The 11,904-nt window shown below is 59.9% G+C and carries 21 protein-coding genes; 8 read left to right on the forward strand and 13 right to left on the reverse strand.

Features of this window, described 5'->3' with window-relative positions; all coding sequences use genetic code 11:
• Positions 1-197: 197 nt before the first annotated feature.
• From KUW67_RS13110 to KUW67_RS13145, 8 genes are all read left to right on the forward strand, one after another.
• Entirely contained in the window at positions 198-1,478 is a 1,281-nt protein-coding gene (locus KUW67_RS13110; RefSeq protein WP_224825773.1) for a phage portal protein, read from the forward strand.
• Positions 1,479-1,493: 15 nt separating this feature from the next.
• On the forward strand, positions 1,494-3,230 hold the full coding sequence (locus KUW67_RS13115; RefSeq protein WP_370634984.1) for a terminase large subunit domain-containing protein: 1,737 nt from the start codon (positions 1,494-1,496) through the stop codon (positions 3,228-3,230).
• A complete protein-coding gene (locus KUW67_RS13120) occupies positions 3,227-3,643 on the forward strand; it encodes a hypothetical protein (protein ID WP_224825775.1) in 417 nt (138 codons plus the stop codon). Before KUW67_RS13115 ends, KUW67_RS13120 begins: the two co-directional genes overlap by 4 nt.
• A gap of 42 nt (positions 3,644-3,685) precedes the next feature.
• Positions 3,686-4,312 carry a hypothetical protein gene (locus KUW67_RS13125; RefSeq protein WP_224825776.1) on the forward strand — a complete coding sequence of 209 codons (627 nt, stop codon included), beginning with the start codon at positions 3,686-3,688 and terminating at the stop codon, positions 4,310-4,312.
• A gap of 26 nt (positions 4,313-4,338) precedes the next feature.
• Complete coding sequence (locus KUW67_RS13130) at positions 4,339-5,169, forward strand: lysozyme (protein ID WP_224825777.1); 831 nt, start codon at positions 4,339-4,341, stop codon at positions 5,167-5,169.
• On the forward strand, positions 5,169-5,387 hold the full coding sequence (locus KUW67_RS13135; RefSeq protein ID WP_224825778.1) for a hypothetical protein: 219 nt from the start codon (positions 5,169-5,171) through the stop codon (positions 5,385-5,387). Before KUW67_RS13130 ends, KUW67_RS13135 begins: the two co-directional genes overlap by 1 nt.
• 186 nt (positions 5,388-5,573) lie before the next feature.
• Positions 5,574-6,008: a DUF1353 domain-containing protein gene (locus tag KUW67_RS13140; RefSeq protein ID WP_224825779.1), complete on the forward strand. Its 435-nt coding sequence runs from the start codon at positions 5,574-5,576 to the stop codon at positions 6,006-6,008.
• Complete coding sequence (locus KUW67_RS13145; RefSeq protein ID WP_224825780.1) at positions 6,008-6,211, forward strand: hypothetical protein; 204 nt, start codon at positions 6,008-6,010, stop codon at positions 6,209-6,211. The genes KUW67_RS13140 and KUW67_RS13145 overlap by 1 nt, the downstream gene beginning before the upstream one ends.
• A gap of 110 nt (positions 6,212-6,321) precedes the next feature.
• Here the strand turns inward: KUW67_RS13145 and KUW67_RS13150 are convergent, their stop codons facing one another.
• The 13 genes from KUW67_RS13150 to KUW67_RS13210 form a co-directional block, all read right to left on the reverse strand.
• Positions 6,322-6,942 carry a hypothetical protein gene (locus KUW67_RS13150; RefSeq protein WP_224825781.1) on the reverse strand — a complete coding sequence of 207 codons (621 nt, stop codon included), beginning with the start codon at positions 6,940-6,942 and terminating at the stop codon, positions 6,322-6,324.
• A 125-nt stretch (positions 6,943-7,067) separates the two neighbouring features.
• Complete coding sequence (locus KUW67_RS13155) at positions 7,068-7,985, reverse strand: hypothetical protein (RefSeq protein WP_224825782.1); 918 nt, start codon at positions 7,983-7,985, stop codon at positions 7,068-7,070.
• Complete coding sequence (locus KUW67_RS13160; protein WP_224825783.1) at positions 7,982-8,350, reverse strand: dATP/dGTP pyrophosphohydrolase domain-containing protein; 369 nt, start codon at positions 8,348-8,350, stop codon at positions 7,982-7,984. Before KUW67_RS13160 ends, KUW67_RS13155 begins: the two co-directional genes overlap by 4 nt.
• Before the next feature lie 88 nt (positions 8,351-8,438).
• Positions 8,439-8,633, reverse strand: coding sequence for a hypothetical protein (locus KUW67_RS13165; protein WP_224825784.1), 195 nt, complete (start codon positions 8,631-8,633; stop codon positions 8,439-8,441).
• An 8-nt stretch (positions 8,634-8,641) separates the two neighbouring features.
• A complete protein-coding gene (locus KUW67_RS13170; RefSeq protein ID WP_224825785.1) occupies positions 8,642-8,980 on the reverse strand; it encodes a hypothetical protein in 339 nt (112 codons plus the stop codon).
• A 1-nt stretch (position 8,981) separates the two neighbouring features.
• Entirely contained in the window at positions 8,982-9,194 is a 213-nt protein-coding gene (locus tag KUW67_RS13175) for an ogr/Delta-like zinc finger family protein (protein WP_158525036.1), read from the reverse strand.
• Positions 9,181-9,675, reverse strand: coding sequence for a regulatory protein GemA (locus KUW67_RS13180; RefSeq protein WP_224825786.1), 495 nt, complete (start codon positions 9,673-9,675; stop codon positions 9,181-9,183). Before KUW67_RS13180 ends, KUW67_RS13175 begins: the two co-directional genes overlap by 14 nt.
• Positions 9,676-9,726: 51 nt before the next feature.
• Positions 9,727-9,966: a hypothetical protein gene (locus KUW67_RS13185; protein ID WP_224825787.1), complete on the reverse strand. Its 240-nt coding sequence runs from the start codon at positions 9,964-9,966 to the stop codon at positions 9,727-9,729.
• On the reverse strand, positions 9,963-10,295 hold the full coding sequence (locus KUW67_RS13190; RefSeq protein ID WP_224825788.1) for a hypothetical protein: 333 nt from the start codon (positions 10,293-10,295) through the stop codon (positions 9,963-9,965). The genes KUW67_RS13185 and KUW67_RS13190 overlap by 4 nt, the downstream gene beginning before the upstream one ends.
• Before the next feature lie 58 nt (positions 10,296-10,353).
• On the reverse strand, positions 10,354-10,626 hold the full coding sequence (locus KUW67_RS13195) for an HU family DNA-binding protein (RefSeq protein WP_102856333.1): 273 nt from the start codon (positions 10,624-10,626) through the stop codon (positions 10,354-10,356).
• A gap of 50 nt (positions 10,627-10,676) precedes the next feature.
• On the reverse strand, positions 10,677-11,291 hold the full coding sequence (locus KUW67_RS13200) for a DUF3164 family protein (protein ID WP_224825789.1): 615 nt from the start codon (positions 11,289-11,291) through the stop codon (positions 10,677-10,679).
• Positions 11,292-11,305: 14 nt separating this feature from the next.
• Complete coding sequence (locus KUW67_RS13205) at positions 11,306-11,554, reverse strand: hypothetical protein (protein WP_224825790.1); 249 nt, start codon at positions 11,552-11,554, stop codon at positions 11,306-11,308.
• Positions 11,551-11,904, reverse strand: coding sequence for a hypothetical protein (locus tag KUW67_RS13210; RefSeq protein ID WP_224825791.1), 354 nt, complete (start codon positions 11,902-11,904; stop codon positions 11,551-11,553). Before KUW67_RS13210 ends, KUW67_RS13205 begins: the two co-directional genes overlap by 4 nt.

Consider the following 11,904-nt stretch of genomic DNA (forward strand, 5'->3'; position numbering starts at 1 on the left):
TCAGGATTTGGCCCGACCTAGATCATGGCGCTCTCCAGTTTTGTCTCCTTGTCGGGCTCACCAACAATTCTGATAATTCACTCTTGCCCGATCAGTTAATGCCGTGCCAGATAGGTGGGCGGGTTCTGGTTTATATCTAAACTTTCAATGCCTTAGAGGGATATTGCCGCTTTATTTTGCGCGGTATCTCTTTGCTCATGAGCAAAGATGAAACCAAACCCGCAGGCTCCGAAACCGAGGCCCAATCCACCGCCGAGGCGGTCACCATCTCGGTGCATAAATCCGAGATCGATGGCTTGCTCACGTCACGGGCCGAGGTCGGCTTGGATGGTGAGTTTCTCTGGCCGATCCCAGTGCGCAATCTCTCAGCGCTTTACCGTGCCAGCGCCGAGCATAGCCGCGCGATCCATGTGAAGGCCGAGGGCGCATTCGGGGGTGGTCTCTTGGGTGAGGCCGAGCGGATCGAGGAGCTTTGCGATACCGGCGCGACTGAGCTTTTCATGTTGCTCGACCTCGATCTCGGCACCTATGGCAATGCATTCCTCCAAGTGATCCGATCCAGCGATGGCGAGCGCATCATCGGCTTGCGGCGCTTGCCCGCGATCACCATGAGCCGCTTTCGCGATGGCTATCTCCAGCGGATCGGTAAGCCCAATGGCGACACCCGCAAGGTGACATTCACCGCCCGCGAGATAGTTCACTTGCGCGAGCCTTGCCCGATGGGGCGGCGCTATGCCTTGCCCACATGGATCGGCGCTGAGGGGATGCTGGAGCTGGCGCTGGCTGCGACCCGCTATAACGCCTCGTTTTTCAAGAATAACGCGATACCTGAGTATGCGATCACGTTCAAAGGCCTGACCCCATCCGCCGCGCAGAAAAAGGCGATCCAAGACTTTTTCCGCAATGAGCACCAGGGGCTCGACAACGCCCACCGCACACTGGTCATGACCACTGGCGAGGAGGGTGAGATCGACATCAAGCGCCTCACCGCTGAGGTCAAAGATGGTGATTTCCTCAAGCTGATCGATGCCGCACGGGATCGCATCCCCGTGGCGCACGGCACCCCCCCGCGCGTCCTTGGCATCATGACCGCTGGCCAGCTCGGCGGCGGTGGCGAGGTGACTGGGCAACTTTTCACTTTTGAGCACCTAACCCTCAAACCCAAGAGAAGGCGCATGCTGGACCAGCTCCGCCCGCTCCTCAAAGAGCTGGGCCTCAAGCCAGGCAATGCCGATGCAACGCTTGGCGCGGGCGAGATCGCATTCCGCCCGCTCGATTTGACCCCACCAGGCGACGACGCCAAGGACCTGCCAGGGCTGGTAAACGCAGGGATCATCACTGCCGAGGAGGCGCGTGTGCTCATGCCCGCTTTGGCCAATTTCGCTCAGAGCGGCTCAGCGGCCTCAGGAGCGCCAGTAGAACGCTCGGCACCATCTGGGTCGATGGATGCCCTCGTGGCCCTCCTGGCGCGGTCCTGAGGGGTCTGAGTGGCAATGGCTAAGCAACCCGTTTCCAATACATCAACAGAGAGCGCCACTGAGGGGCATTGTCCACCTATCCGCACCCCTCACCCAAAAAAGAATGACTTGACGCATTCTCGCGGCTCTCAGCGGCTCTCAGCTACATTCAAGCGCCCAGGACGCCCTCCTAAATTCACAGAGGCTCAAAAAGAGGATGCCTTGGCCCGCTACATGGCCGGTGACAGCACCAGCGAGATCGCGGCGGTGATCGGGTGCTCTGAGCGCACAGTGCGCGCTTGGGCCTCTAAAGGCGATTGGGGCAGTGACTTGCGCAAGCGGCGCGAGACATCGGACGGGATCGAGGCGCAAATCCACCGGCTCAGCCGCGTCAAGAACCCAAGCAACGCCCAGGCGCAACGCCTCGCCATGCTCACCAAGTCATTGGACCGAGTGAAGAAGTCACAACCCAAGCCCAAGCCTCGGCCCACGGTTTCCAATGCAGTCTCATCCGAGGCATTGGCCCGCGTCCTTGATCCCGAATATGGGCTCTATGGGTATCAAACCGAGTTTCTTGAGGATGAGGGCCGGTTCCGCATCATCCTCAAGGCGCGCCAGATCGGTTTCTCCTACGTTGTGGGGCTGGCCGTGCTCCTCGGCGCGATGGCTGGACGCCCTCAGATTGTGGTCTCTGCATCCGAGCGCCAAGCTCAGATCATCCTCGCCTATGTGCGCCACCACGCCGCGCGCCTGGAGGTCCTGATCGATGAGGACAAGGCCAACAAACTCAAGATCATGGGCACTGAGATCGTGGCCATGTCCACCAACTTCCGCACCGCCCAGGGTTGGCCTGGCGATGTTTGGCTCGATGAGTTTGCCTGGGTGCGCAATCAGCGCATGCTTTGGGCGGCGGTGATCCCATCGATCACCGCAATGGGTGGCCGCGTCACGGTGTTTTCCACGCCGTTCTTGCCTGGGTCATTGTTCTGGGAGATCGCCACCAATCACAAAAACAAGCACGGCCATTGGTCGCGCAAAACCATCACCATCGAGGACGCGATCAGCCAAGGTATGCCTTTGCCTGGCGGTCTCGATGAGCTGCGGATGCTCTTTGATAGCGAGAGCTGGGCGATGTTCTATGAGTGCCAGTGGGCCGAGAATGGCTCAGCGCTCTTGTCCTGGGAGCTCCTTCACTCACTCACCGAGGAGCGCATCTTGCCGCATCGCTATGGCCGCTTGCGCGGTGGTGTCGATGTGGGCCGGATCAATGACCGAACGGCCATCGCCTTGGTGGGCCAGGAGGTTGATGGGAAGAAGTGGAAAGATCGCTTTGCCCTGATCCACCACGAAATGCACAAGGGCATGAAATTCGATGCACAGAAAGCCACCATCCATGAAGTTGATGGGCGTTTCGATATTGAGAGCTGGAAGATCGACAAGACAGGCCTCGGCATGCAGCTCGCCGAGGAACTCCACACCGCCAGCCCTGAGCGCTTTGAGGGCGTTTGGTTCTCAGCTCAGCGCAAGTCAAAGCTAGCCTTGAACGTGCTTAAGCTGGCCGAGGAGCGCCGCCTCCTGTTGCCCAATGATCCCGATGTCTTGGCGCAAATGCACTCGATCCAAAAGATCACCAGCGGCACCTCGATCAAGTATGACGCCGAGCGCAATGATGAGGGGCATGGTGACCTTTTCTGGGCCGTTGCCCTTGCCGCCGACGGGCGCGCAAAGCCAGGCGGTGGCGGTGGCGGGCTGGGCGTCGAGGTGCTCTCATGAACCTCCAGCGCATCAGCCTCCAGGTGGCCGAAAAGCTACGCGAGATCGCAACACGTCAAGGCAATGTGCCCTTTGACAAGGGCGATTTGCGCAAGGCGCATGTGGTCGAGCCATCAGGCACCGAGGACGCGATCCTCGCGGCCAATACGCCCTATGCGCGCGCCGTTCACGATGGCAGGCCCGCGCTCACCATCAAACCAAAACGCAAGAAAGCACTCGCCTGGAAGGGCGGGCGGCACCCCGCAAAATCGGTCAAGCAACCCGCCCGCGAGGGCAACCCTTGGCTGGCCCGCGCGGTGGATGAGCTGGAGCGCGAGGGCCTCGACTTTCTCGCTCCAGAGCTTGGCCAAGATGTGGCCGATGAGCTCACGGATGCATTGCGCGCCCGTGGTCTGGCGGTGCGCCAAAGGTAGGCGATCCCGTTCAACTTCAACCCAGCCAAAGGAGAAACTCACATGGCAAAACAGACCCAAGCCCAGAAGAAAGCCGCCGCCAAAAAGGCGGCTGAGGCAAAGGCGCAAGCCACTGAAACCGCAACGCAACCGGCCACCACGGCCACCGCTGAGGCGCAAACCCAAACCATGACCCAAGGCGACACCAACGCCCATGCGCAAGCCGGTGCTGGAGAGACGCAAGGCGCTGGCGATCCGCAAACAAGCGGTGACCAGGAGCAAGCGCAACCGATCCCCACCGTCTTTGACCAAGCCGTGCAATTCTCGATGAGCGGCCATGCCAGTGGGGGCACGGCACCAAACGCCGGTGAGCTCTGGGATGCTTTGGCATGCGAGGCCATGCCGCCCAAGCTGGCCGTGGCCGTGTTTGACTGCGCCGTGCATCAAGGAGCCAAGATCACCGCGATCCTCCTGAGTAAGGTGGGCATCAGCGCTGAGGATGGCAAGGTCGATCCTGAGAGCATCGAGACCCTCGCGGATCGCGATGAGGGCGAGCTGGTGATCCACTTTCTGGCCTGGCGTTTGCGCCGCTACGCATTCACCGCCAATGCGCCATCCAAAATGCGCGAGTGGTCGCAACACATCCTCCAGCTCCAGGCCTTTGTCCTGAGCGATCTGCAAACCGGCTAAGCCCCAAACCTCGAAAGGAATGACCGATGAAACTTATCGCGAATTGGAAATCAGTGGCCAAAACCGCGCATAGCATGTGGGCCTTTTACGCCAGCCTCTTTTGCCTCCTCTTGCCTGAGGTGCTCTTTTGGGGCTTTGAGATCGATACCAATCCCCGTATCTGGTGGGTGCTGGGTGTGGCGCTCCTGATCTATGGCATCATCGGGCGGCTTTGGGATCAGGGCATCGACCGCACCAAGACAAGCTCGCCCTGGATTGTGGGCATGATGGCCCTTGGCCTGGTCGCGGTGCTGGCCATGCAACACGGCACCAGCCTCACCAATGCGGTGACCGGCACCAGCGCGCCGAGCGTGGCGGCCGAGATCGCAACACCGGCATCAGCACCAGCCACCACCGTGGCCAGCGATGCCGCGTTTCTGGAGATCGCGGTGCCCTTTGTCGGGCGTTGGGAGGGCCTCCGTTTGGAGGCCTATCTCGACATCGTGGGCGTCCCTACGGTCTGCTATGGCGAGACCAAGGGGGTGCGCTTGGGTGACAGTTACACCAAAACCGAGTGCGATGAGATGCTTGCCCGCGAGATCATCTCCTATCGCGACCGATTGCGGCCCGCCTTTACCGCCCAAACTCTCGCAAACCGGCTCCCCATCCCGCGTGACGTGGCATTCACTAGCCTAGCCTATAACGTGGGGGTGTCAGGCACCTCAAAGAGCACCGCCGTGCGCCGCTTAAATGAGGGCAGCATCGCCGGGGCATGCACGGCACTCGGATGGTGGAACAAGGCTGGCGGGCGCGTAGTGCGCGGGCTGGTCAATCGCCGCACCGAGGAGACTGAGCTTTGCTTGCGTGGGGTCGCGTAATGCGCGCGCGGATCATGCTGATCGGGCTGGCGGCGGTGGCGATCTTTGCCATTGCCGTTAGCATTTACGGGCTTGGCCGCGAGAGCGCCCAGGTCGATGTCATGAAACAAAATCAGGAGGCAGGAGATGCGGCTGACCAAGCAAGCTCTATTTTTGAGCGCTGCATTGACGCTGGCGGGGTGTTCGACTTTGCAACCGGCCAGTGTCGAGGGCGTTGATCGCGTGATCGGCGATGCGCTCCCAGGGGCGCAAGGTGAAACCATCGAGGACCAAAACCGGATCGATGAGACTGTAGCGCGGGCATGCGCGGCGGGTCTTTACTCGACTGAGCTTTGCAACCTCCACACGATTGCGAGCGCCGAGCGGCGCGCTGAGCTATCCAAAATCAGAGGGGCGGGCGTGTGATGTCGAGTTTTACACAACCTCTCATCGTGACCGCCGTGCAAGGCAAGCCATCTGGCTGGCGGCGCGTCTTGCCTCCTGGCATGCAAAGGCCTCGCTGGAAAATCTGGATCGGTTTTGAATATGCCGTGGGCGATCTGGAAAACCCCACCGAGGTGATCAAGGTGCCTGGCTCTTTCGTATTCGATGGCGCATCAGTGCCCTTGCCGTTTCGGATGCTGGTGCCGATGGCTCACCCAGACTACATCCAAGCGGCTGCGCTGCATGACTGGATGTTGGAGAGTGGCCGACACTCACGCCGGTATTGCGATCAGGTATTCTATGAGGCGCTTGGCGTCTTAGGAATACCTCGTTTTTGGCGGCTTGCAATGTTCTGGGCCGTGCGCCTCGGCGCGGTGCGATGGCATGCGCGGCGCATCATTCAGGGGGTTTCTTGATGGAAGTGAACCTCAAAGACATCCTCACATGGGGTGGCATGGCGATTGGCCTGGTGGCGCAATGGTTCCACCTCAAGGGGCGCGTGGCGATCCTGGAGACAAAACAAGAGCTCCAGAAAGAGCACCATGAGGAGAGCATGGGGCGGATCGAGCGCACACTGGCCCGCATCGAGGGCAAGCTGGATGGCAAAGTGGACAAATGAAAAGGGCGGGCCTGAAATCAGAGCCCGCCCTTTTTGCCTTGTAAATCAGGGCCTTCCTACCCCGCATCAGATCCCGCTAAAAGAAAGCGCCACCGATCTGAAAATCTAGACTATGGCATCACAATCGTCCCGATCAGTGCGTGGCTAAAGCCCTCCGAAAGCGAAGCGTTTGACACATCGGAAAGCACGATATCGACCTGACCACGGCGCTCCAAATCGAAGTCCTCCGACGCCAGAACAGGAATGGCCGAGCCATTTGCAAAGACGCTCGACAGCCGCAGTTTCATGGCATCGGGCAGATCGTTTTGAAGGCTGGCGCTGAGCAAGGGTCGGATTTCATTGCGCGCGAACTGTGTGAGCTCCTCAGGTATCGCAGCCTCAAAGGCACGGATACCGTCCCCATTCTGAAAGATGCCGACCACAATCAACCCAGGATCATCAGAATAAACACCAATATAGATAGGCTGATCGCTATCGGAGCTTTGGTTTGCGATCTCGTGAACAACCTCCGCAGGCACTCGGAAGTTTGCAACGTCGCTAAATCCGCGCTTATCGCACCCAAGGCTTTCGGCTTGACCATATGCGGCAGTCAAGGCAGGCGTAAGCCCCTCGATGGACGCCTCGCACTGACTGGCGCTGCTGATCTCGAAAGCCAGCACCATTGGCGTCGTCAGCGCCTCACCTGTTTCATAGACCTTTAACAGGTCCGAGGTGAAAAGGTCTGCCTCCACCCAAAGGTTGCATGCTGACAGCGATAATGATGCGCACACTGCTATGATAAATCGTTTCATTTTGTTCCCCTAAACTGTGCGTGATGCACTCTACTTGGCGCTCGCCAAGCCTTCAATGCTAAGCCTCACCCGAAAAATGCCACCGTGATGGTGCGGCACCGGAAGTGATAGGGCGGGCTTGCGATGTCGCTGGGCAGGTTTTCATCAGCGATCTCACTCAGGTCCACATCATCATCGCTATTCATGGCCCATGCGGCCTTGGCACGGCGCTCATCGCGCTTGCTCATGGCGTCCAGATACTCGCTTGCTTGGGCGCGCATCTTGGTGACCTCGATGATCCGACCGTGCATCTGGCGGCATATCTCGGTGGTGCCCTCATCTATCTGGGCGCGGACCTTGACACGCTCGATGCCCGCCCGCTCATAGCCAGACACCCGCCCGATCTCGCGCGTTTTGGTGGCGGTGTGATCGGCGAGCATCTCCCAATAGACGCGGCTCCTATCGGTCATGCCCGCAAAGTCCTCGGCAAAACGCTGGGTCAGCCCCTCGCGGGTCATGCCCTCGGTGAAATAGTCCTCAAGGATTTTGGCAATGGTGGTCTGGGTGCGGATGTTCCAGCTATTGCCCACCCAATAGAGGTTGCCAGTCTTGAGCACATCGAGGGCATCGAGATCGGGGCGGGCAAAGGCGATGGCAACACCCGCCGCCTGGCCAACCTCCTCAGCGCCCGTGCGGAATAGCGCATCCGTCAAGTTTATCACCGGCTCACGCATGGCGGCGGCAATCGCCTCAGGCCCCACCGAGGCCTCCAGGACGCGCATGATGGCATCACCATCCTCGCGGGTGAACTTGCCTGGCCCAAGGTCTCTCAGACGGTCCAGGGCGGCGGCTATGCCCTTGCGCATGGCATCAGACCAGGCATTGGTCATGCCCGTCTGGAGCTCGCCATAGAGGCGCTCATAGGCCTCGGCATCCTTGATCACCACCGAGCGCGCTAGGCGGCGCGTGGCGGCGCTTTTGATTGCATCCTCAGCCAGGCTCATGAGATCACCTCTGGCACCGTGCGATCATGCTCGATGGCTTTGTCAGCGCTCATCGTGCGCCAGTCGGGCCAGACCCGTTGCTCATTGCGGCCTTGCTTGGCGGTGATCATTTGCGTGGCAACATATGGGATGCGCTCCCATTCAACGCCTGAGGCCTCAAGCGCGCGCCACAAGCCATCCAGGGACAGGAGGACCAGATCGACAAACTCGGTCGCGGCATCAGCGGCATCCACCCCATCCTTGAGGATTTCTTTCTCGATCTCTTTGCGGATGTGATCGCACACCCCTTTGCGGCGCTCTCCAGGGCCATAAGTGGCGCGGCTGAATGCCATTTGCCGTGTCAGGTGTTGCTCAAGGTTGGTCATGATTGGTCCTTTCGTTTGGAAGTCTGTGGAAGTCTCTGGAAGGCCAGCTCAATTCCAGATCGGCCAGATCGGGCCGAGATGGGGCGGGCTATTGAACGGTGGGCCGCTTTCTCTGGTGCGGCACCTCTTGCATGGTCAGGATGAAATCGATGCCCTCGACCTCGACCACGATGCCGATCAGGTTGCCATCCTCTCTGAGGCTGAGGATTTCTTGGGGCAGTTGGCCGGTGCCAAGAGGCTTGAGCGCCTCAGCTATTTTGACCGCGTTGGGGAGGTGTTTCATGGGGTTTCCTACTCTTTGCCATCAGCTCGGCGCATGCGCCGGATGTTTCTATTCATGATCCGCTTGCGCTCGGCCTTGAGCTCTTTGAGCGCTTGCTCGCGGCGGATGATGCGGGCCTGGAGGGTGCCGAGGCGCTTGAGCTCCTCCTCGGTCGCATGGGCGGTCCAGGGCGCACCACATTCAAAGGGCTCAATCTCCAGATCAGCGCGCGGGCCAATCACCTCAAAGAGGCGCACGGCCAGATCATCGAGGGTGAGCGCGTCATCATCAGGCGCGCCATTGTGCCCGATCCCCGCCAAGGGTTGTGCAGCGGGTGCCGCTACACGGCCCTTGCCTCTCGCCACCATTTTAACTGGCTTTCGAGGTGTCAGCGGTTTCAAAGAGATCGGGCGCAGGTGCCTTTTTCGAGCTCTCATATCCGCGCAATTCTCGATCCTCGATCTCCTCCCAGGTGGAGAAGCGATGGCCGCATATGCGGCATTGGCGATAGCGTTGCTTGAGGGTTCCGGCTGGCTTGGTCGCATAGACGTAGGCGCGGCCACCGCATTTAGGACACTGCATTGCCGCCCCCCTCATTGGTGTCCTGGCGCTCGGCCACCCATACCTCCAGCCCCATGATCACCTTGCTCGCTTGGGTCCGGCTCAGGAACTTTGTGGAGCTCACCTTGGCGGTGCGCTTCACAAAGGACCGCAAGCGCTCATCCTCCAGGCCTTGCGCCCAACCCATTGCACGGCCAAGCGCCGCGATCTTGGCCCACTGGGATGATGTGGGGCGCTCCTCGCCATTGGCCGTGGGGCCTTTGCCGCCAATGGATCGATCAGGGATCAGGCCATCCTTGCGCATCATCTTTATCAGATCGATGCGCTGGCCGGTGGTCAGCTTGCCCGCCGAGCGTTTGCCAGTGTGGCGCTCCAGCCAATCCTCATAGGCCTCGCGGCCATCGCCCCCTTTTGAGACATCACCAAAGAGCCGCTTAGCTCCGATGTGGATCATGGCCAGATCGCTATTGCGGCGCTGTGGCGATGTCTTTGGGTTGCTCATATCAAGTCCTCATCAATGGCGAGCTCAGCGCCATTCCAATTTAATTTGTGCTCAGGCGATCCCTGGGAGCGGGAGCTCCTCTTGGTCCACCATCACGAAAGCCTCGCGGATGTGCGCTGGCAGGGTTGCAAATTCGACCGACCAATCACCTTTTGCGGGAGTGATCAAGCGCATGTCAGCACCGCACCAAGAGCGCCCCTGGGTGGCGCGATAGGCCATGCGGCGCACATGCTTGCGGGTGAGGCCTGAGACCTTGGCGATCTCGGTGATGGTGACGTGTTGCGGGGTCATGTCTCGAAATCCAACTCATCGATGAGCGCATCGACCGCATCGAGACTTGCGATCAAAACACCGTCCTCGCTCAAGGCCTCTTTACGGACACCGGCTAGGGTGCGCTTGAGCTTGACCGTGACTGCATTCTCCAGCGCCGCCAGGAGCTCGACTTTCTCCTCACACGCTGTGCAATCATTCCGCTCGCCCCACTCATTCACAAAGGGATCATCCTGGCTAAATATGCCCGCCACATCGCTCTCGACGTAGGGCTTGAGCCACTCGATCCGCCCCACGACATCACCATCTAGGTGGAGCTCTCCTGAGGTTGTGATCTTGATCTCTGACATTCCGTTTCTCCTCGATGGTGCCACCGCGCTGAGGGAGGATCGGCGCGGTGGCGACTGGTTAGGCGACGTGATCAGCCAGGCCCTTGAGGACCTTCACCGAAACAACAGTCTTGGCGGCGATGTCGATCTCCTCACCAGTCTTGGGGTTGCGGCCCTTGCGGGCGGCGCGTTCTTTGGTGTCGAGCTTGAGTAAGCCTGGGATAGTCACATCCTCACCCTCGCCGAGCGCCTTGGATGTGACGTTGGCCAGGGATGTCAGGACCGCATCAACGGTTGCGGCGGTTTCACCGGCATCGGCTGAGATGGCTTTCAAAAGGTCTGCTTTTGTCATGGTTTCTTACCTTGTGTTGTGGCCGTTTTGGCCGTTGGGTTGTGGCTCGGTTAGACCGATGCCAGGTCCAGAGGGATCGCCTTGCGGCCACCCTCAAGATCGGTTTCATAGAAGCGGATGTAGCTGCGCGATCCGGTCACTCGAACGGCATCAGAGATCGCATCCATCGCCTTGGCCCAGATCGGATCATCGATCTCCAGGCGGCGAAGGCCGAGCACTCGGCCCGTGTCGATGTTGCGCTCTTTGTTGACGCGGAAAGCGTCATTCACCAGCACCTTGATGTTGTTATTGGAGCCCTTGGACCACTTGGCGATGCACTCATCGATCAGCTCTTTGGCCGCTTGCAGCTCGACACCGAAATCGATGGTCTCAGAGACTTGGACCTGGACCATCATCTCACCGTCATAGGAGCGCAGGGTCATGTTGCCCTTGGCACCGCCTTTGGTGGCACCGTATTGATCGGCGATCATGGCGCGGAATGCCTGGGCATCGCCCATCGCATCGGCCTTGAACTTGGCAAGCTGGGCGCTCACGGCCTTGGCCTGATCGATCAGGCGGCGCACCGTCTTATCCTCTTGGATATGGGCGGGCTTCACCTTGTTGATGGGCATCAGAGCGCCCTCGGCGTTCTTCATATAACCCTTTGGGATTTCATCGTTTTGCATTGTCTTTCCTTTAGTTAGACGTTGGAGATAACGGCGGGCTCTGGTTTGGCTGGAGGGGGCGCAACAAGCTCGCCATCCTCCAAGAGGAGATCGGCAAACCATGCGAGGGCGAGGACCTCATGCTGGCTCAGCATGCTCCAGCCTCGCGCGGTTGCCTTCACCTTGCTCTTGGCGCGCACCGCCATGCGCGTGAGCTCCTCAGCGGTGATGCTCTCTGGGCCACCACTGGCCGACAGGTCATAGGTGATCGAGGATAGGCTCATGATGCGCCTCCCACGGTTTCTGGCAGGGCATATCCCGCCTCACGCGCCAGGCGGCGCACGGTGGTCACAAGGCGGCTGGCCTCAAGGCTCATCGCGCCATCACCGCAATCGAAATCAGCATTGAGCTCCTCATCCATCTCCAGGGTCTCCAGAAGGTGGGCGAGATCAGCATCGAGCGGCTTGAGCTTGGCTTGCATGGCCGTTGGGATCGGATAGCCCGCCGCGATAGCGCTCATCTTGAGCGCATCAGCGGCCTTGTGGAGCCGATCAGCGGCGGTGAAGGGTGCGCCATCGAGAGCATAGGTTGCGGCAACCGAGATCAGCTCTTGGACGTTTTCAGGAAAGGCCAT

The sequence above is a fragment of the Cognatishimia sp. MH4019 genome (assembly GCF_020177595.1).
Taxonomy (GTDB): domain Bacteria; phylum Pseudomonadota; class Alphaproteobacteria; order Rhodobacterales; family Rhodobacteraceae; genus JAHTBL01.

What these genes read in the sequence shown, in the direction of transcription:
- KUW67_RS13110 (WP_224825773.1), top strand. Translation starts at nt 198, where the DNA reads ATGAGCAAAGATGAAACCAAACCCGCAGGCTCCGAAACCGAGGCCCAA.
- KUW67_RS13115 (WP_370634984.1), top strand. Translation starts at nt 1,494, where the DNA reads ATGGCTAAGCAACCCGTTTCCAATACATCAACAGAGAGCGCCACTGAG.
- KUW67_RS13120 (WP_224825775.1), top strand. Translation starts at nt 3,227, where the DNA reads ATGAACCTCCAGCGCATCAGCCTCCAGGTGGCCGAAAAGCTACGCGAG.
- KUW67_RS13125 (WP_224825776.1), top strand. Translation starts at nt 3,686, where the DNA reads ATGGCAAAACAGACCCAAGCCCAGAAGAAAGCCGCCGCCAAAAAGGCG.
- KUW67_RS13130 (WP_224825777.1), top strand. Translation starts at nt 4,339, where the DNA reads ATGAAACTTATCGCGAATTGGAAATCAGTGGCCAAAACCGCGCATAGC.
- KUW67_RS13135 (WP_224825778.1), top strand. Translation starts at nt 5,169, where the DNA reads ATGCGCGCGCGGATCATGCTGATCGGGCTGGCGGCGGTGGCGATCTTT.
- KUW67_RS13140 (WP_224825779.1), top strand. Translation starts at nt 5,574, where the DNA reads ATGTCGAGTTTTACACAACCTCTCATCGTGACCGCCGTGCAAGGCAAG.
- KUW67_RS13145 (WP_224825780.1), top strand. Translation starts at nt 6,008, where the DNA reads ATGGAAGTGAACCTCAAAGACATCCTCACATGGGGTGGCATGGCGATT.
- KUW67_RS13155 (WP_224825782.1), bottom strand. Translation starts at nt 7,985, where the DNA reads ATGAGCCTGGCTGAGGATGCAATCAAAAGCGCCGCCACGCGCCGCCTA.
- KUW67_RS13160 (WP_224825783.1), bottom strand. Translation starts at nt 8,350, where the DNA reads ATGACCAACCTTGAGCAACACCTGACACGGCAAATGGCATTCAGCCGC.
- KUW67_RS13165 (WP_224825784.1), bottom strand. Translation starts at nt 8,633, where the DNA reads ATGAAACACCTCCCCAACGCGGTCAAAATAGCTGAGGCGCTCAAGCCT.
- KUW67_RS13170 (WP_224825785.1), bottom strand. Translation starts at nt 8,980, where the DNA reads ATGGTGGCGAGAGGCAAGGGCCGTGTAGCGGCACCCGCTGCACAACCC.
- KUW67_RS13175 (WP_158525036.1), bottom strand. Translation starts at nt 9,194, where the DNA reads ATGCAGTGTCCTAAATGCGGTGGCCGCGCCTACGTCTATGCGACCAAG.
- KUW67_RS13180 (WP_224825786.1), bottom strand. Translation starts at nt 9,675, where the DNA reads ATGAGCAACCCAAAGACATCGCCACAGCGCCGCAATAGCGATCTGGCC.
- KUW67_RS13185 (WP_224825787.1), bottom strand. Translation starts at nt 9,966, where the DNA reads ATGACCCCGCAACACGTCACCATCACCGAGATCGCCAAGGTCTCAGGC.
- KUW67_RS13190 (WP_224825788.1), bottom strand. Translation starts at nt 10,295, where the DNA reads ATGTCAGAGATCAAGATCACAACCTCAGGAGAGCTCCACCTAGATGGT.
- KUW67_RS13195 (WP_102856333.1), bottom strand. Translation starts at nt 10,626, where the DNA reads ATGACAAAAGCAGACCTTTTGAAAGCCATCTCAGCCGATGCCGGTGAA.
- KUW67_RS13200 (WP_224825789.1), bottom strand. Translation starts at nt 11,291, where the DNA reads ATGCAAAACGATGAAATCCCAAAGGGTTATATGAAGAACGCCGAGGGC.
- KUW67_RS13205 (WP_224825790.1), bottom strand. Translation starts at nt 11,554, where the DNA reads ATGAGCCTATCCTCGATCACCTATGACCTGTCGGCCAGTGGTGGCCCA.
- KUW67_RS13210 (WP_224825791.1), bottom strand. Translation starts at nt 11,904, where the DNA reads ATGGCCTTTCCTGAAAACGTCCAAGAGCTGATCTCGGTTGCCGCAACC.